Below are 20434 nucleotides of genomic sequence, written 5' to 3'. Positions count from 1 at the left end.
GTGACGGATGGCGACGGCTAGTGGCAATACAAGTCGTTTTCGGCATTGAACATGTCGAATGCGAGGCTGATTGCCTGATCCTTGCGCACGGTCGCGAGCCAGCGGCTACGGCGCCATTGCGTTACTGTGTCGCCGACAAAGATGGCGCTTGCCGCATCACCCGCGCGCGTCGCGATGAACGCCGCCTGCGCGGCAATCGTTCCGGGCAGCGGGCGGTAGTACGACCAGTCTGCCTGCTTGAGCAGCGCTTCGATGACGAACTCGTCGTCGACCAGTGCGGCGCAGTCGCCTGCCTGGAATGCCAGCAGGGCATCGAGTGGCCGGTCGAAACCGTGCACAGTTGCGTGGTACTCACGCGCCGCGCGCGCGGCATACGGATTGCCTTGCGGCGCGCAAATCGCGCGGCCGCGCAGGTCGCGCCATGCCTGCACATTGCCGTGGTTCAGAACGAGTGCCATGCCAAGTCCGCTCGTGTACGAAGACGGTGCGAATGCCACCTGCGCGTCGGGCGAGAAGCTTAAGCCTACGATGGCGGCATCGGCGTTGCCCGACTGCACGGCGGCGCGCGCGGCGGCCGGTTCGGTCAGCACGAACCGCACGGGCAGGCCCACGCGGCGGGCGAGGTCGGAAGCAAGCGCGGCCGCGAACGGATCGGGCGCGCGCACTGTGCGGTCGACTCGGCCGACGTAAAGTGTAGGCGCGGGTCGCGGCGGCACCGCCACGATCAGCACGCCGCGCGCTGCCGCAGCGGCAAACGGGCGCTCGTTGTCGAGCAGGCTGCGTGGAAAATCGTTCTTCAGCGCCCACGCGAGCAGCGCGAGCAAGGTGAGCGCAGCCGCCAACGTGGTGGCTGGCCAGCGCAAGCGCCGCGGAACTGGCGTGGCTGCGAGCGGTGCGTGCCTAGCCATTCTGCGCGAGCCCGACGCGCCAGCGCAGCAGTTGCCGCTCCAGTATCGACAGACTCTGATTGATCAGCAGTCCAAATATGGCGAGCAGCACGATGCCCGCGTACATGTCGGGAATCTGAAACGTCTCCTGCGAATTGAGCGTATAGAAGCCGAGCCCCGAACGCGCGCCGATCATCTCCGCCGCCACCAGCGCGGTAATGCTGTACGCGCCCGCGAGGCGTACGCCCGTGAGGATCTGTGGCAGCGCGGCAGGCAGCACCACCTTCGTCGCGATGAAGCGTTGCGAAGCGCCCATCGAGCGCGCGCAGTCGATCAGCACGCGCTCGACCTGCTTCACGCCCGCAATGGTATTGAGCAGGACCGGCCAGAACGCGGCCCACACGACAATGGCGATCTTCGACGATTCGCCAATGCCGAGAAACAGCATGAACACGGGAAAGAGCGCGAAGGCCGACACTTGCCTCAGCAGTTGAAAGACGGGGTCGACAACGCGCTCGACGCGCCGGAACCATCCCAGCAGGAAGCCGCACACAATGCCGCCGGCCACGGCGAGCAGCAAACCGCTAATGGAACGCACGGCGCTTGCGCCGATATGCGTCCACGCATCGCCGTTTTCGAACAATCGCGCGATGGCGAGCGCGACCTGCGAAGGCGGGCTCAGGTAAGCCGCATTGACCACGCCGAGCCGCGGCAGCAGCTCCCATAACAGCAGGAAGGCAACGAGCGCAATGGAGCGCTCGACACCCACGGAAAGGTGCACGATGGACGAGCGAACGCGCCCGCGCCGTGCGCCGCGTGGCACGGGCACCAGCACGGGCGATTCGCGGACCGCGCCGGCGTCAGGCATCGAATCGGACATCGCGTTAGACATGGTGAGCTTCCGGTAGTGCGTGGGGTTGCGGCTTTGCGTCGAGCTCTGTGCTGAGGCTTTCCCATGCGCGCTGGCGCAACGCGACGAATGCTGGCGAGTGGCGCAGCGCGGCGTCGCGCGGGCGCGGCAGATCGACCTCGATGATCTCTTTCACGCGGCCGGGGCCACGGCCGAGTATGGCGATGCGATCGGAGAGAAAGATCGCTTCGTCGATGCTGTGCGTGACGAATACGACCGTTGTCGCGCTTTGCTCCCAGATCGCGAGCAATTCCTGCTGAAGCAATTCGCGCGTTTGCGCGTCGAGTGCGCCGAACGGTTCGTCCATGAGCAGAATCTCGGGGCCATAAGCGAGCGCGCGTGCAATGGCCACGCGCTGGCGCATGCCGCCGGAAAGCTGGTGCGGATAGTGATCCGCAAATTCCAGCAGGCCCACGAGGCGCAAAAAGCGCTCGGCCTCGCTGCGTCGCTCGGCGCGCTTCATGCCGCGAATTTCGAGCCCCGCCTCCACGTTCCTGCGCACGGTGCGCCACGGAAAGAGCGCATAGCCCTGAAACACGAAGCCGAGTTTTTGCCGCACGGCGCTCACGGGGTCGCCGTCCACGCGAATGTCGCCCGAGGTGGGCGGCGTGAGGCCCGCGAGCACGTTCAGGAACGTCGACTTGCCGCACCCGCTTGGGCCCAGCAGCGAAATGAATTCGCCTTCGCGCACGGCGAGATCGAAACGCTTGAGCACCGTATGGTGCGTGTCCGTTTGCGCGTGGGTATAAGTGAGCGAGAGGTCGCGCGCGACGATCTTCTCGCGTCGTGCAGTTGCCGTGCTCACGAGCGCGTTCCGTTCGGCAAAGCCGTCACGCTGGCTTGCGCCTCGTGCTTCACGAACGGATTGAAGTCGTTCGTGTAGACATCCTTGACGTTGACCTTGCCCTTCGGAATCTTGCCGGCCTGTTCGAGAATGTCGATGTAGTACTGGATAGGCGGCTCGGTGACCACGAGATTCTGCACGTAGGCATAGCGCTCAACGAGCCGGACGTCGATGCCAAGCCGCTCGGCCGTGAGCTTGCGCGCTTCGTCGGGATGCGCGTTGACCCAGTTGCCCGCCTTCGCGATGGCCGTGACGAAGTCGCGCACCGCCTGCGGGTGGGCGCGCGCAAACGCGCCGTTTACGCTATAAGGCGCCATGCCGCCAAGACCGTGGTCTTCGTCCCAGTCGCTCCACAGCTTGTGCAGCTGCGGATCGGCTTCGGCCGAGCCGGAAAAGGGCGGATGAATGATCGCGACGTCCACGTTCTTCGTGACGAGCGCCTGCTCGGACTGATTGTCGGGCACGACGAGCCAGTTGACCTTCGAGACATCCACGCCGTGCTGCGCCAGATACTTCTTGGTGACGAACTCCGCGCACGCGCCGAAGCTGTTGAACGCCACCGTTTTCCCTTCAAAGTCCTTCGGCCCGAGAATGCCCGAATCCTTGCGCACGAAATACTTCATGTGCGGCGCGTCGGGCAGCGTCTCGCCGCCTGCGGAAATGACCTTGATATCGGCACCGCTGGCAATGGCGGAGATCACGAGCGGCACCATGCGCGTGCCGAAATCGATATCGCCGGTGCCTACGAGCGGAATGATCTGCGGCGCGGAAATCTTGCCGACATATTTGGGCCGCGTGCTCGTGTGGTCGAAATAGCCGAGCTTGTCGGCGAGATAGACGAGGTCGAACGCGGGATTGTCGGGATACTTGAAATAGGTGATTTCCTGCTGCGCCGACGCCTGGCTTTGCGGCGCGGCCGCGCTTTGCGCCTGATCTTCATGCGGCTTGCAGCCGCTCTGGAGAATCAGGACGGCGGCAGCGCACGCGGCAAGCAGGAGGGTGCCGGTGGAGCGCCGACGGATATTTGAGGAGAACGCCTTCATGTTCGCAGGCTCGGCAACGAGCAGGGTAGGTAAGTGAATTGACGATGCCGGATGATTGTCGATCTGCAACGATTTCTGGCAAACCAACGAATTCTGATTTGCTTAGTTGTTCATCTCGGCAATGCGTCAATTGACTATTTCTGCTGGTATGCCTAAATATCCGCTACTGCTGCAACCCTGCGCGCGCCGTGTGAATCGAATGCGAACGCAATGGGCGCGCGCTCAACAAGGCCGGTCGTTCGTCGCGTATTGCTGACACCCCGCCGTGTCGCGAATCGTTGCCATCATGTCTTCGGGGTGCACCATCAATTCGCGCACGAGGCGCAGCGTCGCGTATTGGTGAAGCACGGCATGCCAGCGGGGGGATTGCGTCAGTTCATGCCAGACAGCATCCAGTATTTGCGGATCTGCATCTCGCCCGTCCCACAGGGCACTGGCGAATTCAACGCTCGCCTGCGTGGAGAGAAGCTGCATGCGGCTCGCGGCATTGAGCATTCGCGGGGCGTTTTCGGCAGGTGCGTCGCAGCAGTAAAGAATTGCTTTCATCAAGCCGGACTCTTCGGTGCCAAGCGCGCGTAGCGACACGCCATCCAACTGCACAGGGCCCTGCTGCGTCTCGAACGCATACACGACGTTCTCCTCGGCGTGAGCGAGTAGTCGCAAACCGCGCATGAGCCGCGGCAGGTCAGTCGTCGCGGACTCAACAGATGCCTTCGCTTCGACGAGCAGACGCACGTGCCATACTGGTTCTGCATCGAGGGCCTGCGCATGGGGCCTCTCCAGGAGAACCACGTCCCATTCGGTTTTTGCGCGCTCGTGCTTGCCCGGTATCGAAGATGGAACGCGCATCGAACTCACAACACGGTACGCCTGCGGGTCCTCCTGCGCTGCGTTGAGCCATTGAGCCAGTGCTTCGAGCGCCTGTACGGCCAGCGCTTCGACAGCAGCGCCGCGCTGCTGCGATGCACGGCCTTGCGCGACGGCTGCCGGCGTACCCGGCCGTGGACCGTACGCATCGAGCAATGATACGTACTGCTGGACGAGTGGGTCGGGTGCCAGGGCTTCGAGCCGGCACAGGCGCGCGAGTGCCGCGCTGTCCAGCAGATCAGCCAGTGCGTGCTCGAAATCCGCGTCTTTCGCTTCAAGCTCGGGCACGGCGAGGAGGGCTCGCACCGTATCGTGAAGCCCGGCGTAATTCGCCTGATGGTGCGCGGAAGACGCGGACGCATGCAACTGCGCGAGTGCTTCGCGCAGCCAGGGTTGCGGGGCACGCTGCTGCTTGGCCGGATGCGCGATCGCGTTGACGGCGGCATGGATCTGCCTGCGGTCCTGGTCGGCCTGTGCCGAAAGCGACGCAAACTCGCGCACCTGGGGGGCGCGGTGCCGCAGAACCAGTGCCTGGAATGCGCGGTCGCCGGAGTCGGCGTGCATGGCTTCGGTGATCATGGCCGCGAGTGCGTCGATAAAGCGTTGCTGCAGCGTCGCGCCCGGTGCGCTGCCATGCACCAGGGCCTCACGTGCTTTTTCAATGACGAGTGCGACCGCCGTGGCCGGATTGGCGCTTCCAGACTGCTGCTGTGAAGCCGCGGTTTCTTGCGGCAAGCGATAACGACGGGGGATGTCGCGCAGGATGTTTTCGAGCAGAGGCGTGGAAGAGGACATCGGCGGTTTGCAGCCTGCGTGTGGGGGACGATGAGCCACATAGTCTCATAACCCCGCGTGCGAGCGGTGCCCGGCGGCAAGGTTCGCCTCGCCGCCTGAACCGCGTTGGCGTCGCGCTAGTGGCGTGTTTGCTGCGCTCGTGCGGCGCGTGTCTTCGCCGCCTTTTTTGCCGCGGCGGAACGGCCCGCTGCGCCCTTGGTCTGTGCAGCCTTCTTCGCAGCCGCCGATCGGCTTGCGGCAGGGCGGCGCGCCGCCGCGGTCTTCGCCTGCTTCGACATGGCTTGCGGCGATGCCCCAGCCTGGCTCTCGCGCTTGAGCACTTCCGTCGCCGTGCGCGAACGTTTGGCCTTCGATTCCGTGCTAGCGCGGGTCTTTTTCTCGCCGCGGCCTGCCGCGAGATCCTGCGCGGCCTTCTTGCGCGTCGCTTCGCTGGCCTTGCCCTTCGGCGGCGGCTTCAGGTCGACCCCGGCGCGGCGCGCCTTGGAAAGGCCGATCGCCACGGCCTGCTTCGCGGAGCGCACGCCATGCTTGCCCGCGCGCACGCGCTCAAATTCCTCTTTCACAAACTCGCCGGCCTGGGTGCTTGCGGATTTTCCCGCGCGCTTGTCTGCGCGCGCGCGCTCTATCGTTTTCTTCTCGGGCATTTTGGCTCTCCTGAATGAGTGACTCACTCGTTCCAGCAAGTGCCGTTCCGCGCATGCGCGGCAAACCATCAGACCGGCACAAAAGCCGGGCGCGGATCAGCCGCGAGTGTTTCGGCAACGAAGTCGAGAAACACGCGGGTCTTGGTCGGCAGCCGCCTGCCTGAGGGATGCAGGCCGTGCACAGGCAGCGGCGGCGGCGCGAAATCCTCCAGCACACTGACGACGGCGCCGCTCGCCATCTCCGCTGCGAAGAGCCACGCCGGCGCCTGCACCAACCCCATATGGGCCAGCACAGCAGCGCGGATCTGTTCCGCGTCGCCAGTGCGGAAATTGCCGGACGGAACATACAGGCCCGGCCCTTCGACGTTCCCGAAGCGCCATGCTCGCGGCTCGCGCATGGGCGCGAAAACGACACACGTATGCCGCTCGATATCTTGCGGCCACTCGGGCCGCCCATGCTTGTCGAGGTATTCGGGCGTCGCGACGACAACCACCGGACTCGACGCCAGATGCCTCGAAATCATTGAGGAGTCGGCGAGCGGTCCGCTTTTGATCGAAAGGTCGAAGCCTTCCTCGACGAGATTGACGTTTCGCTCCGTTGCGGAAAGGTCCACCTGCATCTGCGGATATCGGGAGAAAAACACCGGCAGGCGCGGCACGACATACAGCCGGCCAAAAACGGGCGGCACGGTCACGCGAATCAGCCCGCTCGGCGACATCTGGCCGTGCCCGACCGAAGACTCCAGCTCGCTGAAGTCGCCAATGATGCGCAAGCCCGCTTCATAGACCGACTGCCCGGTTTCGGTCAGCGTCATGCTGCGCGACGTGCGCCTGACCAGTTGCGCGCCGAGATGGCGCTCTAGCGAGGCGATCTGCTTGCTGACTGCCGGCTGGCCCACGCCGATGTCGCGCGCCGCCGCCGCGAAACTCCCGCTTTCGACGATGCGGATGAACAGTTTGAGCGCGTCGAGCCGGTCCATCTCTTCCTCCCCAAAACTTCCTGATTGGAATGGATTCTATTCCAATTGACCTTCTTCTATGTCTCGATCGGAATCGATATCGTCATGCCCATCGAGAACGCATTCACGCAACGAAGGAGCCATGATGAGCATTGGAGAACGCGCAAACCTGATCGAAATGCGGCACCGCTTGAGCGACGACGACCGCGACGCCGCGAGGGCCGCGATCGCGCGCATGCAACGCCACTTTGAAGAATTCAACGGAACGATGCGCGAGGCGTATGACGCCATGACCGCGCACACGCCGGTGGCGGAGGGCGCGAGCCTGGAAAGCATCGAGAATGCGGATGTCAAGGGGTGGTGGATTCGGCCACGCAGCGCGCCTGCCCACCGCGCGATCCTGTTCCTGCACGGCGGTGCTTTCGTGCTCGGGTCGGCAACGGGCTATCGCGGCTTTGCGAGTCAGATCGCAGCGCGCGCCGGCGTGGACACTTTCGTTCTCGACTATCCGCTCGCGCCAGAGCATCCGTTTCCCGCGGCGCACGACGCCGTCCTGGCCGCGCTGCGATGGCTGGCGAAAGGCGGCATACGCGAGGTCGCCCTGATCGGCGATTCTGCAGGCGGTGGCCTGGCGCTTGCGGTTCTGGGCGTAGCGGAGCGGCCGGCAGTGAGCATCGCGAGCGTGGCCGCTTTCTCGCCGTGGGTCGATCTTGCGTTCACGGGGCCGTCGTTCCACAGCGAAACGACCCACGACCCGGTCTTGACGCGCCCCGTGCTCGCCAATGCCGCCGCGGCGTATCTCGGCGCCGCCGATCCCGCGGATGGGCGCGCGTCGCCGCTGCATGCCATCGCCGGGCGCCTGCCGCCCATCGCGCTCCAGGTGGGCACGGACGAACTCCTGCTCGACGACGCACGGCGTTATGCAGCGGCTGCGGCGGAGCAGGGCAACACGGTGCAGCTGGAAGTCTACGAAGGCCTGCACCACGTGTTCCAGCGCTCCACCCATGAGCTGGCGAGCGCGCGCTACGCGTTGGATCAGGTTGCGGGATTCATCTCGCGCAACTGGACGCTTGAGGCATAGCCATGCCTCAACCCTGCTTGCGCACCTGCCCGATGGCGCGCTCGCGCTGTGCCTGCGCTTCTTGAACGAGCCGGTAGGCGGCGTAGTACTTGTAGATGTTGCGCACGTAAGTGGTCGTCTCGATCCCGATCTTCTCGCCAACCACGATCTCAACGTTGTTGAACCACTTGTCGGGAGAGAGCCCTCGAGCGGCTGCTTCCTTGCGCATCTTCGCGATCCTCGCCGGACCCGCGTTGTAGCTCGCGAAGGCGAAGAGGGCGCGGTCCGAGTCGGAAAAATGCGCGTCGGGGAAATAGCGGGACATCAGGAGGTCCAGGTATTTCGCACCGGCATGGATATTCGATTCCGTCACACGGATGTCGCCGACAGCCAGTTCCTTGCCGGTTGCCGGCATGAGCTGCATGATGCCGATCGCGCCAACGTGACTGCGGGCACTCTGATCGAGCTGCGATTCCTGGAAGCCCTGCGCAGCAAGCATCAATGGATCGAAGTGATATTGCGAACCGTACTTTTGGAAGAGGCCGACCGTTTGCGTGAAACGCTTCAGTTCCGCTTCCTCGGTATTGCTGCTGATCTGCTTGACGCGCTGCAGTTCCTGCTTCAGCCGCACTTCCGCCACGCTCTGCTTTTTCACGTAGCTCACGTAGAAGTCGTTGATGGCCTGCTGGAGTTTGGGGCTCTGCTTGCGAATCGCCCAGCCGATATAGCCGGCATCGCGCACGGCCATGTCCTCGTGCACCACGATGCCTGGCAGCACCTGCGCCCAGAATTTCGCCTTCCAGTCGTCGACCACGAGAATCTGGACCAGCCCGACGTTGAGCATTTCCATGGCGTCCTCGTCCTCGAGCGCGTCGGGCAGCTTCACCAGCTTCATTGGCGGCTTGCCTTCTTTTTTGAAGCGCGCGTTCAGGGCGGTGAGGCTCTCGAAGTAGCTGCTGCTCGGGCGCACATGCACGGTCTTGCCGCTCAAGTCGTCGAGCTTGGCGAGCGCGGGCGACTTGGGACCGGTGACGACCAGCTCGCGAACCGGCGTGCGGTCTCGCGGCGCGACGAAGTCGACCTGTTTCAGCCGCGATTCCGTGGCGGTCAGATTGCCTGCGGCGATGTCGCCCTTGCCGGCGAGGAGACCCGGAATAAGCTGCTCGCGCGTCGTGGGGATGATCACGAGCGTCAATGGGCGTTTGCCAAGGCTGCTCTGATACTTCTTGTTCAGATAGCCCTCGAAGTCGCGCATGAGTCCGGCGGTCAGCCCGCGCTCATGACCGAGTTCGTTGAAATAGAGTGTCCTGCTGTACGGCACCAGTACGCGGATCAGCCGGCGGTCGAGCATCGCGTCGAAATCGCCGAACCTGGGCTGGTTCGCGAGGTTGAGGTGGCGGGTCGCGGCGGCAGCAGCTGCCGTAGGCGGCGACGGCGCGCTGGCTGGCGCCGCTGTCGCGGCTTGTGATGCAACGGCTTGCGCAGGCGTTTCCTGGGCCGCGAGACAATCTGCCTCGCGGCCGGCAAAACTCATCCCGAAAGCCAGGATGATCAGCAACGTATGAACAATACGCATGGCGCCAGGGCCGGGTGCTCCGCTCGTTCCCATCATGTCACAACCGCATGGGCTGGATATGGGCCGATAGTCCTATAGACCTCTGGAGGCGGCTTTTCGGCGCCGCTCGGGCGCCCGGTAGCGGCGCGCGAGAATCGTCGCTACTTCGCCGGTGTCATGTCGCAGCCGCCGTGGCTGCCGGTGTTTTTCAGGGTAAGCGTAAGCCGGCTGCCCCGGGTCGCCGTGACGATTCCCCCGTAGCTCACCGTGGGAATGAACTGGACATCCGGCGCGACCGCCACGGGAGGATTCCTTGCTCCGTCAACGGTCAGGTCGAGTTCCACGGTGACCGTGTCGATGGTGACGCCCATATCCTGCTTCCGGTCGGCTTGTTCTTTCTTGAAATTACACAGGCCCGTGAGAACCTGCTCGAGTGCGGTCGGGATATCAACCGCCTTACCCGGCGGGATCGGCGGCGTGTTGCAGCCAACGATCAGGAATGGCAAAGCGCAAAGGACCACATATCGGCAAGCGCGCATCGGGTTCCCCTGTTATGAGCCGAAGAATGGCTTTGTGGAAGGGTGCCACGTGTGGATGCCCAGTCAATCGGACCTAAGGCCTAGGGATGCGGTGGTGGCCGCAAGCGCATGCGCCTGCTTTGCCCGGTGAATTACCCGGTCAAGCGTGCCCACAGCGTTCGTATGCGGTGCGCCCGGTTGTCGAACAGCCAGGAGGCCGCGAGCGCAAACAGGCCGGACACGATCCCCGTCGCGATGTGTTCGAGTACATGAACCCGATAGTGACTCGTGTGAGCGTAGGCGTCGCCTAGCACGGTCAGGCAGCCAACCAGCAGCGCGTTGCCATAGCGATTCGCGTACCACTTCGTCGCCGGCGTGAAGGTGAGCAGCACGGCCAGCGCGCCGGTGAAGAGGCCCGTCTTGAATGCGATGGTCCAATGGGCAAGGCTCATGATGTTGCCCCAGCTCCCCGGCATGCAGGTCATGCAGGCGCTGGTTGGCTGCCAGAAGCGCTGGATAAACAGTTTCAAGCGGTGTTGCCATTCGCTTCCCATGACGTGCTCCCGGCGCGGGGTGGGCGGCCCCACCTCGGCGGCCCCCACTGAGATCATATATCGCGAGCGCACAATGGCCACGCGCGCGTTGCGCTCCTGGCGCGGGCCACGCCGGGAGCGCACTGCCAGGGTGCAATGCGAGGGTTCAATGCGCCATGGCGCCCGACGCCGGATGATCCATGCCCATGGCGTCGTTCTTCATGGGCTTGCTCATTTTATCTTTGCTCATCGCATCGCCCTTGCCCATTGTGTCCTTTGACATGGCGCCTTTGCCCATGGTGTCCTTGTGCATCGAGTCTTGTGACATGGCGTCGTTCGACATCGCGCCGCTTGCCTGTGCGAATGCGCCTGCACTCATGCTCAACAGGGCGGCCGAGATGGCGATGGCTGCGAAACGGATCGTGTTCATTTGCGTTGCTCCTTGCTGGGTGGAAAAAGCCGTTGCCCATTTTTGGGCGGAAGTGAAGTGGAACCGTCGCGCGAGCGGCGGCAGGAAGATGTCACGAACCGCCGAACCAGTTGTAGCCCTGGTCGACCCAGTAGCCGCCTGGATAGGTGTTCGTGACGAAAATTTCAACGATGTGCTTGGGGTTCTTGTAGCCAAGCTTCGTTGGCATGCGCAGCTTCATCGGGTAGCCGTATTTCGCGGGCAGCCGCTCGCCGTCGTAGTCGAACGTGAGCAAGGTTTGCGGATGCAGCGCCGTCGGCATGTCGATGCTTTCGTAGTAGCTGTCGGCGCAACGAAAGCCCACGTATTTCGCGGTGAGATCGGCGTCGACGCGCCGCAGGAAATCGGCGAACGGCGTGCCGCCCCAACGGCCTATTGCGCTCCAGCCTTCAACGCAGATATGCCGCGTGATCTGTTCGGCGTGCGGCAGCGCATACAACTCGGGCAGCGTCCAGACGCGCTGGCCCTTGACGAGCCCGCTGATCTTGAGCCGGTAGTCGCCGCCATCGACGATGGGCGCCTCGCTTTCGCTATAGAACGCGTTGAACGGGAACGGGCGCGTGATCTGGGCTTCGGTGTACGTGGGTGCGAGCCGGGCAGGATCGAACAGCCACCCCTGCACGCGGTCGTTGAGCCGCGAAACGGCGGTGAGGAATGTGTTGACCGAGGCGTCGTCGGTGATCGTGCAGCCAGTCAGCAGCGAAAGACCGCCGAGCGTGAGCATGCGCTTGCCGAACAGGCGCCGTGACGGCATGTCGAGTTCGCGCCGTGCGTCGGCGAGAATCGCTGCGCGGTCGAGTTCGATAATCTTGCGGTCTGGCGTTTTCATCTGGAATCCTGATCAACTGATAGGGTTGATATCTCTCGTTTCTGCAGGCCGCGCGTTCAGCGTCCGCGCAGCATGGTGAGCAACGAACGCGGCACGAGTGCGACCATCGTCACGTGAACGAGCACGAACGCCGCGAGCAACGCCATCGCGCAAAAGTGCACCACGCGCGCGCGGTCGTACCCTCCCATCAATTCGCGCAGTAGCGGAAACTGCACCGACTTCCAGATCGCAAGGCCCGAAAGCACGAGAACGACGAGATCGGCGATCGCGACGAGGTAGGCGAGTTTCTGCACGGCGTTGTACTGGCTCAGGTCAGCGTGAGAAAGCCGGCCCGAGAGCGCGGCGCGCAGATCGTGGAATACGGCGCGCGCGCTCAGCGGGAAGAACTTCGTGCGCCAGCGGCCGGTGGCGAGATTCATGCCGAGATAGAAGAGCCCGTTGAAAAACAGCAGCCACATCGCCGCGAAATGCCATTGCAGCGCGCCGCCGAGCCAGCCGCCTAGCGTGATCGACGTGGGAATGACGAATCCCGCAAACACGGGCGACGCATCGTAGATGCGCCAGCCGGAGAACATCATGACGAGTGCCGCGAGCGCGTTGAGCCAATGCGAGACGCGTAGCCAGAGCGGCTGGATCGCGCGTGGCCGGCGAATGCGTGCTTCGAGTGCGGGCGTTTCACCGATCGACGTGTGCATGGCAATTCCTTGTGAGCACGGAGTTGACAGTGAATTCGCCGCGGCGCGCGCGCCGGTTACAGCGCGCCGAGAAAAAAATCGCTCGACCGGGTGCGGCCGGAAATATATCGCTGTAGCTGTAACCGGGCCGGCGCGGCGAACGAATTACCCGCAACGGGCGCACGCGCTCGCGCCACGGGGAGAAGCCAAGGTGGGCTTGACCAGCACATGGGGGACGATGACGGAGGGGGCGGCGCCCGGCGCGCACGCCCTCGGCCCGCATGGCGTTGCGGCGCGCGAAGCGTTCGGCTACGCTCACGCGAGCGGGCGCGAGTGCGGCAGCGTTCGTAATCATTTTGAAAGTTCGCCGTCGCAAGACCGGGCTAGCGCCATGCCCGCAAGCCCGCCAACTTTTCGTCGCGACAATCCAGGACGACCTTTGCACTCAGCGGAAACCCGTCTCAAAGCGCTTTTTGTCCGCGGCCTGGAAGGCGACGCGCAAGCGTATCGCGACTTCCTCGAGGAACTCACGCGCCATTTGCGTGGTTACCTGCGCAGGCGCATTCCGCAGTTGCGCGACGACGTCGAGGACCTCGTGCAGGAGATCCTGCTTGCGGTCCACAACGCACGCCACACATGGCGCCCTGACGAACCGCTCACGGCCTGGGTGCACGCGATCGCCCGCTACAAGCTCATGGACTTTTTCCGCTCGCGCGCACGCCGCGACATGCTCAACGATCCGCTCGAAGATCACACCGATCTCTTCGCCGCGCCCGACGACGAACCCGCGCAGGCGCGCCGCGATATCGGCAAACTGCTCGACCAGTTGCCCGACAAACAGCGCCTGCCGATTGTCCACGTGAAGCTCGAAGGGCTGTCGGTCGTGGAAACGGCGAAGCTCACAGGGCTTTCCGAATCGGCGGTCAAGGTGGGGATTCATCGCGGTCTGAAGGCGCTTGCCGCGCGCATCAGGGGAGCGCGATGAAAACCGACGATCTGATCAATCTGCTTGCCGCAGGCGACACGCGCGTGGACCGCAAGGCCGCGCTGCGCCGCTTCGCAAAGGCGCTGCTGCTCGGTTTTGCAGGCTCGGTCGTGCTGATGAGCGTGGTGTTCGGCGTGCGGCGCGATCTCATGAGTGTCATGCACACGCCGATCTTCTGGGCGAAGCTCGCGTTCCCGCTGTGTGTCGCGGCCGCTGCCGCGCTCGTGGTGAGCCGCCTCGGGCGGCCCGGTCAGCGCGGCGGCTATGCGTGGGCGCTGGTGGCGCTGCCATTCGTCGCCGTGCTGGCGGGTGCGTGGCTCGCGCTTGGCGACGCGGCGCCCGCGCAGCGCGTGCCGCTCGTGCTCGGCCACACATGGCGCACGTGCCCGTTCAATATCGTGCTGCTTTCGGTGCCCACGTTCGTGGCCGTGTTCTGGGCCGTGCGCGGTCTCGCGCCCACCCGCCTGCGCGTGGCGGGCGCCGCGGCCGGGCTCTTTGCGAGCGCGCTCGCAACCATTGCGTATTGTCTCCATTGTCCGGAGATGAGCCCGGCGTTCTGGAGCGTCTGGTATGTGATCGGCATGTTGCTGCCCGCCTGCATTGGCGCGTGGCTCGGGCCGCGCTTGCTGCGCTGGTAACGGCGTGCGCCGCTCAGCGCGAGTTGGCGCACATCACTGCTTCAGGAAGCGTTGCGCGAGGGCTTCGTAAAGCGGCGGTGCGAATAGCCTGGAAACCTGGCTCGAAACGAGCGCCGTTGCCATCAACGAGATCACGAGCGCATGGCCGTCGATCATTTCAATGACGATGACGAATGCCGTGATCGGGCTCTGCGTGACGGCGGCAAGATAGCCGACCATGCCGAGTGCGATCAGCATAGGCAACTGCATCTGCCCGAACAGCATGTGCAGCACGTTGCCGATGCCCGCGCCGATCGCGAGCGACGGCGCAAAGAGCCCGCCCGGCGTGCCAGGCAAATACGAGCCCACCATCGAGGCCATTTTCAGCACGGGATAAGCCACGCCGATCTGCGAGTGGCCTTCGAGCATGCTGCGCGCTTCCGCGTAGCCGCTGCCGAACAGATTGCCGCCGCTGGCCACGCCGAGCACCGCGATGAACAAACCGCATACCGCGCCGAACGCGACGGGCTGTTCCTTTCGGAGGGCGAGCAAGCGGGTGGGCATCCATCGTTCGGTGTTGAGCAGCAGCCAGCAGAACACGCCGCCCGCAACGCCCGTAATCACGCCAACGAGAATGACGGCGACGGCGAGCAGATCGGGCAAATGGCCGGCGATGGCGATCGTGCCGAAATACACATAATTGCCTTGCAGCGCGAGCGAGACGACGCCCGCGAAGATGATTGCCGTGATGATCACGCCGCTCGTTCGCGCCTCGAAGCTGCGCGTGAGTTCCTCGATCGCGAAGACCACGCCCGCGAGCGGCGCATTGAACGCGGCGGAAAGGCCCGCAGCCGCGCCCGCTAGCGCGAGCTTGTATTCGAGGCCGACGCCGTACATGCTGCGCAGACGCGCCGGATAAAAACGTCGCAGGTTGTACATGAGCGCGGCGCCCACGTGGATAGTCGGGCCTTCGCGCCCAATCGTGAAGCCGCCGAGAATGGCGAGGAACGACAGGACGATCTTGCCGACCAGGATGCGCAGCGTGAGCAGGCGCGGGCCGAATTTGCGCACGTCGTGCAACGTAGCAATGACCTGCGGGATGCCGCTGCCCTCCGAACCCGCAAACCAGCGGCGCGTGGCCCAGACACAGAACGCGGAGATTGCCGGCGTGACGAGAAGCGGCAGCCACCGGTAATGCGTGGTCATCTGCAAGAAGAGTGAGTAGCCGAAGTCGATGAGCCGTGCGTACATGACCGCAACGAGCCCCGTAGCGATAGCGCCCAGCCAGAACACGGCGAAATACAGCCAACGCCGCCGGCTGCGCAAGATCGTGCGACTGTCGATAAGGTCGGAAACTCGCATGAAACGGCTTGGCCAAACTCCCTTTTTTGAAGTGTTGCCGGTCGTGCCGCAGCGAGGGCGGTACGACCGATTTTCGGGAGATTACCACGCACGCGATTTTTACCGCCTGCCAGTCCCACCAAAATGCCTTAGCGCATGCCCCCGCTGGCGACGATATGTTCGCCCGTCAACCACTTGGCATCGTCCGATGCGAGGAACACCACGGCCGTGGCGATATCGTCGGGCTGCCCCACGCGTCCGAGCGGCGTCTGGCTGACCGCAAGGCTTTCGAACTCCGAGCCGATGACGCCTGCCGTGTGGGCGCCTTCGGTCTCGATCACGCCGGGATTGATCGCATTCACGCGGATCTTGCGCGGTCCCAGTTCGCGTGCGAGCACGCCGGTGATTGCGTCGACGGCGCCCTTTGTGCCGCTATAGACAGCCGTGGTCGGCGGCGTGAGCGTCGTGACGACCGAACTCACGTTGATGATGCTCGCGCCTTCGCCCAGATGCTTCACGGCCGCCTGCGTGGTGAGCAGCACGCCGAGCACGTTCGTGTCGAACTGCCTGCGGTATTGCGCCTCCGTGAACTCTTCGATCGGCGCGAACTCGTAGACGCCCGAGTTGTTGACGAGGATGTCGAGCCGGCCATAGGTTTCGACGGCCGCGCCGATGATGCCTTGCGCGTCCGCCGCCTTCGAGACGTCGCCGCCAACGGCAACCGCCCGGCCTCCGGCCGCCGTAATCGCGGCGACGACCGTATCCGCGCCCGCCTTGCTGCTCGCGTAGTTCACGACCACCGAAGCGCCTTCGGCCGCGAGGGCCTTGGCAATAGCGGCGCCGATGCCTTTCGACGCACCCGTGACAACCGCGACCTTGCCTGCAAGTTTGCTCATCATGTTCTCCGCACCGTAAGTTGCACCATCTAGAGGAACCGGCGTCTGGCTTGCACGAAGCAATCGGCCGGCGACAAGCACAAATGTAAAGATACGCGCCGCCGCGATAAAGCGGCCGGGCGCGAATTGACTGGCGGGATCAGCCGAACAATCGGGGCAAAGCGGCGCAAACTGGAGTCAGCGTGCGCCGAAACTGCGGTGGCATCGACCGCAAGCGTCTTTACCAGCGCTGGTGGACGTGCGGCGCGATAAGGCGTTCATAAACGTCCCGCGCGCGTTGCATGGCGGCATCGGACAGTGGTGCGAGGTTCGCCGCCGCGGCATTCGACGCCGCCTGGGCCGCGTTCTTGCTGCCCGGAATGATGACCGAGACGGCATCTTCCATGAGTATCCAGCGCAGCGCGAGCTGGGCCATGGAGGCGTTCACCGGAACCAGGTCGCGCAGTTCGTCGACCGCTTTCAAGGCGACGTCATACGGCACGCCCGAGAACGTTTCGCCCACATCGAATGCCTCGCCATGACGATTGAACGCACGGTGGTCGTCCGGCGCGAAAACAGAGTCCGCGGACAGCTTGCCGGTGAGCATGCCGCTCGCCAACGGCACGCGCGCGATGACCGCAACGCTCTTCTTGTGCGCTTCCCGGAAAAACAGGTCGGCAGGACGCTGGCGGAACATGTTGTAAATGATCTGCACCGAAACCACGTTGGGATACTCGATCGCCTTCAGCGCTTCTTCCACCTTTTCGACTGAAACGCCGTAGAAGCGGATTTTGCCGGCGGCGACAAAGTCGTCCATTGCGGCGAACACCTCGGGGCGGTAGTAGACTTCGGTCGGCGGGCAGTGCAGTTGCACGAGGTCGAGCGTGTCGACGCCCAGGTTCGAGAGGCTCCGGTCGATGAAGCCTTCGAGTTCGCGCTTGTTCAGATAGCCGCTGGTCACATGCGGATCGAGCCGGCGCCCGAGCTTGGTGGCCACGATGGGACGCTCGCCGCCGCGCTCGCGCAGCACGTCGCGGATGATGCGCTCCGAGCGGCCGTCGCCGTAGACGTCGGCCGTGTCGATGAACGTGACGCCGCTATCGAGCGCGGCGTTCAGCGCGGCCCTCGCGTCGTCTTCGGCAACGCTGCCCCACGAACCGCCGATTGCCCATGCCCCAAATCCGATTTCGGACACCTTCCAGCCGGTACGGCCGAATTCTCTCTTCGAAAGCGTCATTTATTTGCTCCTCCAGTAGTTTGCCAATTTGATTGCGACGTGACCTCGCCAGCGTTTGCATCGCCTCTGCGCCGGTAGTTTAGCGGGCTGTTGGCGCATTGCCATCTTTTCGCCCCCTCACGTTGGCTTCGCGCCAACGGTTCCGGTTTTGCGTCCCCACCGATTCTCCGCCACTTCGGGCCGCTACGCGCCGCAGCGAGCCACGGGCTTCGCTGGCACGGTGGTTGCAGGAAGTGGCGGCGGCCTATGCCGCCATATTGGTTCCCAATGGCCCACACTTCCAGCGAGGTAAGCATCATGTCTAACGTCAAAATTGAAACTCAGGAACCCGTACCGTTTTTCTCGCATTTCCTGGAAGGGCAGTTCTCCAGAAATCTCACATCGGCTGAGATGCAGACCATACGCGGCGGTGCGGTCGTGACGATGGCGGCGCCGTCCGACCAGGAAGGCGTGCCGGTTGGCGAATTGCCCGATCTATTGGGCATGCTGCGGCATATGGGGTGGCCTATGGCGCCGATGGGACCGATGGGACCGATGGGACCGATGCCCGGCACGCCGTCATCGCCGGTGACGACGATGGCGTATCCTTCGGACGGCGAAAGTGCACCTATTTAGCATTCCTGTTCATTGCCGGGCGGCAACGCCAGGTCCGAAGTCGAGCGTGCGGCGAGGCGCCATCCCGCCGCACGCCTTCAGTCAAGGAGCGCAATCATGTCCGAGCGCCACCCACGGCCCGTGGTACTGATCGTCACCCACAGCAACGACAATGAGAGTATTGCGCTCGTCATGAATGCTGTTGCGGCACAGGGCGGCGTGCCTTACCGGTTCAATACCGACCGCTTCCCGACCGAGATTCGGCATTGCAGCGAATATAGCGGCGAAAAAGAGCGGCACATGATTGCGTGTGAGGACGATGAGTTGGACCTGGATACGGTGTCTGCCGTGTGGTACCGGCGGATCGCTATCGGGCGGTGCATCCCTGAAGCGATGGACTTGCAGCTCAGGCGGGCGGCGATCGAACAATCGCGCGCCACGCTGCACGGCATGATCGCCAGTCTCGATGCGTTTCATCTCGATCCCGTGCACCGTTTGCGCCGCGCGGAAAACAAGCAGCTTCAGCTCAAAATTGCGAGAGAAGTGGGGCTCACCGTTCCACGCACCTTGATCACCAATGTGCCAGAAGCCGTGCGTGGGTTCGCACGCGAATGCAAGCAGGGGATGATCATGAAGACGCTGTCTTCGTTTGCCATTTACGAACAGGGCGAACAGAAAGTAGTCTTCACCAGCACGATTCATGACAAAGACCTCGAGCATCTCGATGATCTTCGTTATTGCCCGGCCATCTTTCAGGAGCAAGTGCCCAAGGCGCTGGAACTCAGGGCCACGATTGTGGGAAACCGGGTGTTCACGGCCTCGATCGATTCCCAACGGTCTGAGAAAACGAGCGTCGACTGGCGTCGCGACGGCATTGGACTAATTGAAGCGTGGGAGTCGTACCGCTTGCCGCCCGAAGTCGAGAATGCGCTGCTGAAACTGATGCATGCGCTGGGCCTCAACTACGGCGCCGCGGATTTCGTCCTCACCCCAGACGGACGCCACTGTTTTCTGGAAGTCAACCCGGTCGGCGAGTTCTTCTGGCTGGAAAAGCACCCGGGATTGCCGCTCTCGGGTGCGATTGCCGACTTGCTCGTTTCGGGCAAAGGCGCTGTGTGACAGAGGGGCGGCGCCGACGCGCACCCCGTCACGGTGTGTGCTTCAAATCGGCTTTTCGACGGCCGGCTGACCGTGCGGCATGACCGTCTGTTGGCCGTCCTTCTCGAAGCCGCTATACGACCAGTCCAGTTTTCCGGCGGTTGTTGCGACCGAGCGGGTCAGACCGATGCCATATTCAGTCAGATACGTTCGACGCGTCTTGTTCTGGACGATGCCATCTTTCGTCTGTTCGCAGTCCAGGTCGATCGCTTTGCCGGTCAGCGCAGTGTTGAACTGCGAAGCCGGATAGTAGCGGCTCGAATGACAGGTCCACGTGAGCGCGCGGAAGTTGACGATCTGGACCGTCGTGCCGTACTTGAACGTTGTCGTATAGGTTTTATCCTCTTGCGGCGCGTTGAAAGCAAACTCGCCGTTGTCGGCGTCGTGCGCGACGAAAGGAATGAACGCTGCCGTCTGCGCGTAGTTCGCCGTTTCTTCTTTCAGGCTGAAAATGTTGAGGTAAGAGAGGCTGAACGTTGCGGCTGCGGGAATACCATTCGCCGAGCTTTCATACACCTGCTGGATCATGCCCGTATCTTGCGCGTTGATCAGCACGGTTTTGAAGTCGCGCTCGATTCCCGCTGCGCCGAAGTGGCCCGATACCTTGCCAAGCACCGTCAAGACCTTGAAGGGCAACGTGTGCGTACCCGCCGCGGGCATTTTATCGCGAACGTTCGTGGGCAACGAGTCCACGCCAAAGTGCGCCGCGAGATAGCCGGGCTTGTCGTTGGCCATATCCTTGACCGGTACGAATTGTGTGCAACCGGACAATAGCGCAGCGGATGTGACGGAAGTGCCGACGAGCAGGCGGGCTATTCTGTTTTGCATCTTTTTCTTCGATTCTCTGACAACGGTTGGGGCGCCGGTCGGACGAGCACGGGCTGGCATGCTTAACGGCGCTGTGGGGGCGTTTCTTTAATCGAAGGTGGGGGCGAGGAGGGGGTGTGGGGCTGGGTGCTTTGGCCTTTCCTTGTGTTCGAGTCGGTATGCCAGCGTTGCCCCTGTGCGGGGCGGCACCTACTTTTCTTTGCAGCGGCAAA

At 63.5% G+C, this 20434-nt stretch carries 22 protein-coding genes; 5 read left to right on the top strand and 17 right to left on the bottom strand.

Going from position 1 to position 20434, the window contains the following annotated elements:
• Positions 1 to 17 precede the first annotated feature (17 nt).
• From U5A65_RS00110 to U5A65_RS00080, 7 genes are all read right to left on the bottom strand, one after another.
• Positions 18 to 908, bottom strand: coding sequence for a transporter substrate-binding domain-containing protein (locus U5A65_RS00110; RefSeq protein WP_321945084.1), 891 nt, complete (start codon positions 906 to 908; stop codon positions 18 to 20).
• Positions 901 to 1779: an ABC transporter permease gene (locus U5A65_RS00105; protein WP_321913330.1), complete on the bottom strand. Its 879-nt coding sequence runs from the start codon at positions 1777 to 1779 to the stop codon at positions 901 to 903. Before U5A65_RS00105 ends, U5A65_RS00110 begins: the two co-directional genes overlap by 8 nt.
• Positions 1772 to 2602 (bottom strand): ABC transporter ATP-binding protein, encoded by an 831-nt coding sequence (locus U5A65_RS00100; RefSeq protein ID WP_415764025.1) that lies wholly within the window; start codon positions 2600 to 2602, stop codon positions 1772 to 1774. The genes U5A65_RS00105 and U5A65_RS00100 overlap by 8 nt, the downstream gene beginning before the upstream one ends.
• Entirely contained in the window at positions 2599 to 3684 is a 1086-nt protein-coding gene (locus U5A65_RS00095; RefSeq protein WP_321945083.1) for an ABC transporter substrate-binding protein, read from the bottom strand. The genes U5A65_RS00100 and U5A65_RS00095 overlap by 4 nt, the downstream gene beginning before the upstream one ends.
• Before the next feature lie 222 nt (positions 3685 to 3906).
• A complete protein-coding gene (locus U5A65_RS00090; protein WP_321945082.1) occupies positions 3907 to 5346 on the bottom strand; it encodes a 3-deoxy-D-arabino-heptulosonate 7-phosphate synthase in 1440 nt (479 codons plus the stop codon).
• A 116-nt stretch (positions 5347 to 5462) separates the two neighbouring features.
• Entirely contained in the window at positions 5463 to 5990 is a 528-nt protein-coding gene (locus U5A65_RS00085) for a DUF6496 domain-containing protein (RefSeq protein WP_321945081.1), read from the bottom strand.
• A 68-nt stretch (positions 5991 to 6058) separates the two neighbouring features.
• Positions 6059 to 6970 (bottom strand): LysR family transcriptional regulator, encoded by a 912-nt coding sequence (locus tag U5A65_RS00080; RefSeq protein WP_321937026.1) that lies wholly within the window; start codon positions 6968 to 6970, stop codon positions 6059 to 6061.
• Between the two features lie 121 nt (positions 6971 to 7091).
• Here U5A65_RS00080 and U5A65_RS00075 point away from each other — a divergent pair, with 121 nt between their 5' ends.
• Entirely contained in the window at positions 7092 to 8030 is a 939-nt protein-coding gene (locus U5A65_RS00075; RefSeq protein ID WP_321937027.1) for an alpha/beta hydrolase, read from the top strand.
• A 7-nt stretch (positions 8031 to 8037) separates the two neighbouring features.
• On the opposite strand, the gene U5A65_RS00070 is transcribed toward U5A65_RS00075, so the two are convergent.
• The 6 genes from U5A65_RS00070 to U5A65_RS00045 form a co-directional block, all read right to left on the bottom strand.
• The gene (locus U5A65_RS00070; protein WP_321945080.1) at positions 8038 to 9585 is read right to left on the bottom strand and encodes a transglycosylase SLT domain-containing protein; all 1548 of its coding nucleotides are present in this window, start codon (positions 9583 to 9585) and stop codon (positions 8038 to 8040) included.
• Between the two features lie 140 nt (positions 9586 to 9725).
• Entirely contained in the window at positions 9726 to 10103 is a 378-nt protein-coding gene (locus U5A65_RS00065) for a hypothetical protein (protein WP_321913337.1), read from the bottom strand.
• A 131-nt stretch (positions 10104 to 10234) separates the two neighbouring features.
• Positions 10235 to 10636 (bottom strand): hypothetical protein, encoded by a 402-nt coding sequence (locus U5A65_RS00060; protein ID WP_321913338.1) that lies wholly within the window; start codon positions 10634 to 10636, stop codon positions 10235 to 10237.
• Positions 10637 to 10781: 145 nt separating this feature from the next.
• Positions 10782 to 11045: a pentapeptide MXKDX repeat protein gene (locus tag U5A65_RS00055; protein ID WP_321913339.1), complete on the bottom strand. Its 264-nt coding sequence runs from the start codon at positions 11043 to 11045 to the stop codon at positions 10782 to 10784.
• Positions 11046 to 11136: 91 nt separating this feature from the next.
• The gene (locus U5A65_RS00050) at positions 11137 to 11913 is read right to left on the bottom strand and encodes a molybdopterin-dependent oxidoreductase (RefSeq protein WP_321913340.1); all 777 of its coding nucleotides are present in this window, start codon (positions 11911 to 11913) and stop codon (positions 11137 to 11139) included.
• Positions 11914 to 11969: 56 nt separating this feature from the next.
• Complete coding sequence (locus tag U5A65_RS00045) at positions 11970 to 12608, bottom strand: cytochrome b/b6 domain-containing protein (RefSeq protein WP_321913341.1); 639 nt, start codon at positions 12606 to 12608, stop codon at positions 11970 to 11972.
• A 418-nt stretch (positions 12609 to 13026) separates the two neighbouring features.
• On the opposite strand from U5A65_RS00045, the gene U5A65_RS00040 reads away from it, so the two are divergent.
• Complete coding sequence (locus tag U5A65_RS00040; RefSeq protein ID WP_321913342.1) at positions 13027 to 13572, top strand: sigma-70 family RNA polymerase sigma factor; 546 nt, start codon at positions 13027 to 13029, stop codon at positions 13570 to 13572.
• The gene (locus tag U5A65_RS00035; protein ID WP_321913343.1) at positions 13569 to 14210 is read left to right on the top strand and encodes a DUF1109 domain-containing protein; all 642 of its coding nucleotides are present in this window, start codon (positions 13569 to 13571) and stop codon (positions 14208 to 14210) included. The genes U5A65_RS00040 and U5A65_RS00035 overlap by 4 nt, the downstream gene beginning before the upstream one ends.
• Positions 14211 to 14243: 33 nt before the next feature.
• On the opposite strand, the gene U5A65_RS00030 is transcribed toward U5A65_RS00035, so the two are convergent.
• The 3 genes from U5A65_RS00030 to U5A65_RS00020 form a co-directional block, all read right to left on the bottom strand.
• Positions 14244 to 15551 (bottom strand): chloride channel protein, encoded by a 1308-nt coding sequence (locus U5A65_RS00030; protein ID WP_321945079.1) that lies wholly within the window; start codon positions 15549 to 15551, stop codon positions 14244 to 14246.
• Between the two features lie 128 nt (positions 15552 to 15679).
• Entirely contained in the window at positions 15680 to 16426 is a 747-nt protein-coding gene (locus U5A65_RS00025; protein WP_321913345.1) for a glucose 1-dehydrogenase, read from the bottom strand.
• A gap of 220 nt (positions 16427 to 16646) precedes the next feature.
• Complete coding sequence (locus U5A65_RS00020; protein ID WP_321945078.1) at positions 16647 to 17642, bottom strand: aldo/keto reductase; 996 nt, start codon at positions 17640 to 17642, stop codon at positions 16647 to 16649.
• A gap of 297 nt (positions 17643 to 17939) precedes the next feature.
• On the opposite strand from U5A65_RS00020, the gene U5A65_RS00015 reads away from it, so the two are divergent.
• A complete protein-coding gene (locus U5A65_RS00015) occupies positions 17940 to 18257 on the top strand; it encodes a microviridin/marinostatin family tricyclic proteinase inhibitor (RefSeq protein ID WP_321945077.1) in 318 nt (105 codons plus the stop codon).
• A 96-nt stretch (positions 18258 to 18353) separates the two neighbouring features.
• On the top strand, positions 18354 to 19355 hold the full coding sequence (locus tag U5A65_RS00010; RefSeq protein WP_321945076.1) for an MvdC/MvdD family ATP grasp protein: 1002 nt from the start codon (positions 18354 to 18356) through the stop codon (positions 19353 to 19355).
• Between the two features lie 42 nt (positions 19356 to 19397).
• Here the strand turns inward: U5A65_RS00010 and U5A65_RS00005 are convergent, their stop codons facing one another.
• Positions 19398 to 20222, bottom strand: coding sequence for a hypothetical protein (locus tag U5A65_RS00005; RefSeq protein ID WP_321945075.1), 825 nt, complete (start codon positions 20220 to 20222; stop codon positions 19398 to 19400).
• Between the last annotated feature and the right edge of the window lie 212 nt (positions 20223 to 20434).

The organism is Paraburkholderia sp. J10-1 (genome assembly GCF_905220165.1).
GTDB lineage: Bacteria > Pseudomonadota > Gammaproteobacteria > Burkholderiales > Burkholderiaceae > Paraburkholderia.
Note: the sequence above shows the minus strand (reverse complement) of the source record. Positions and strands in the feature narration are given on the sequence as shown.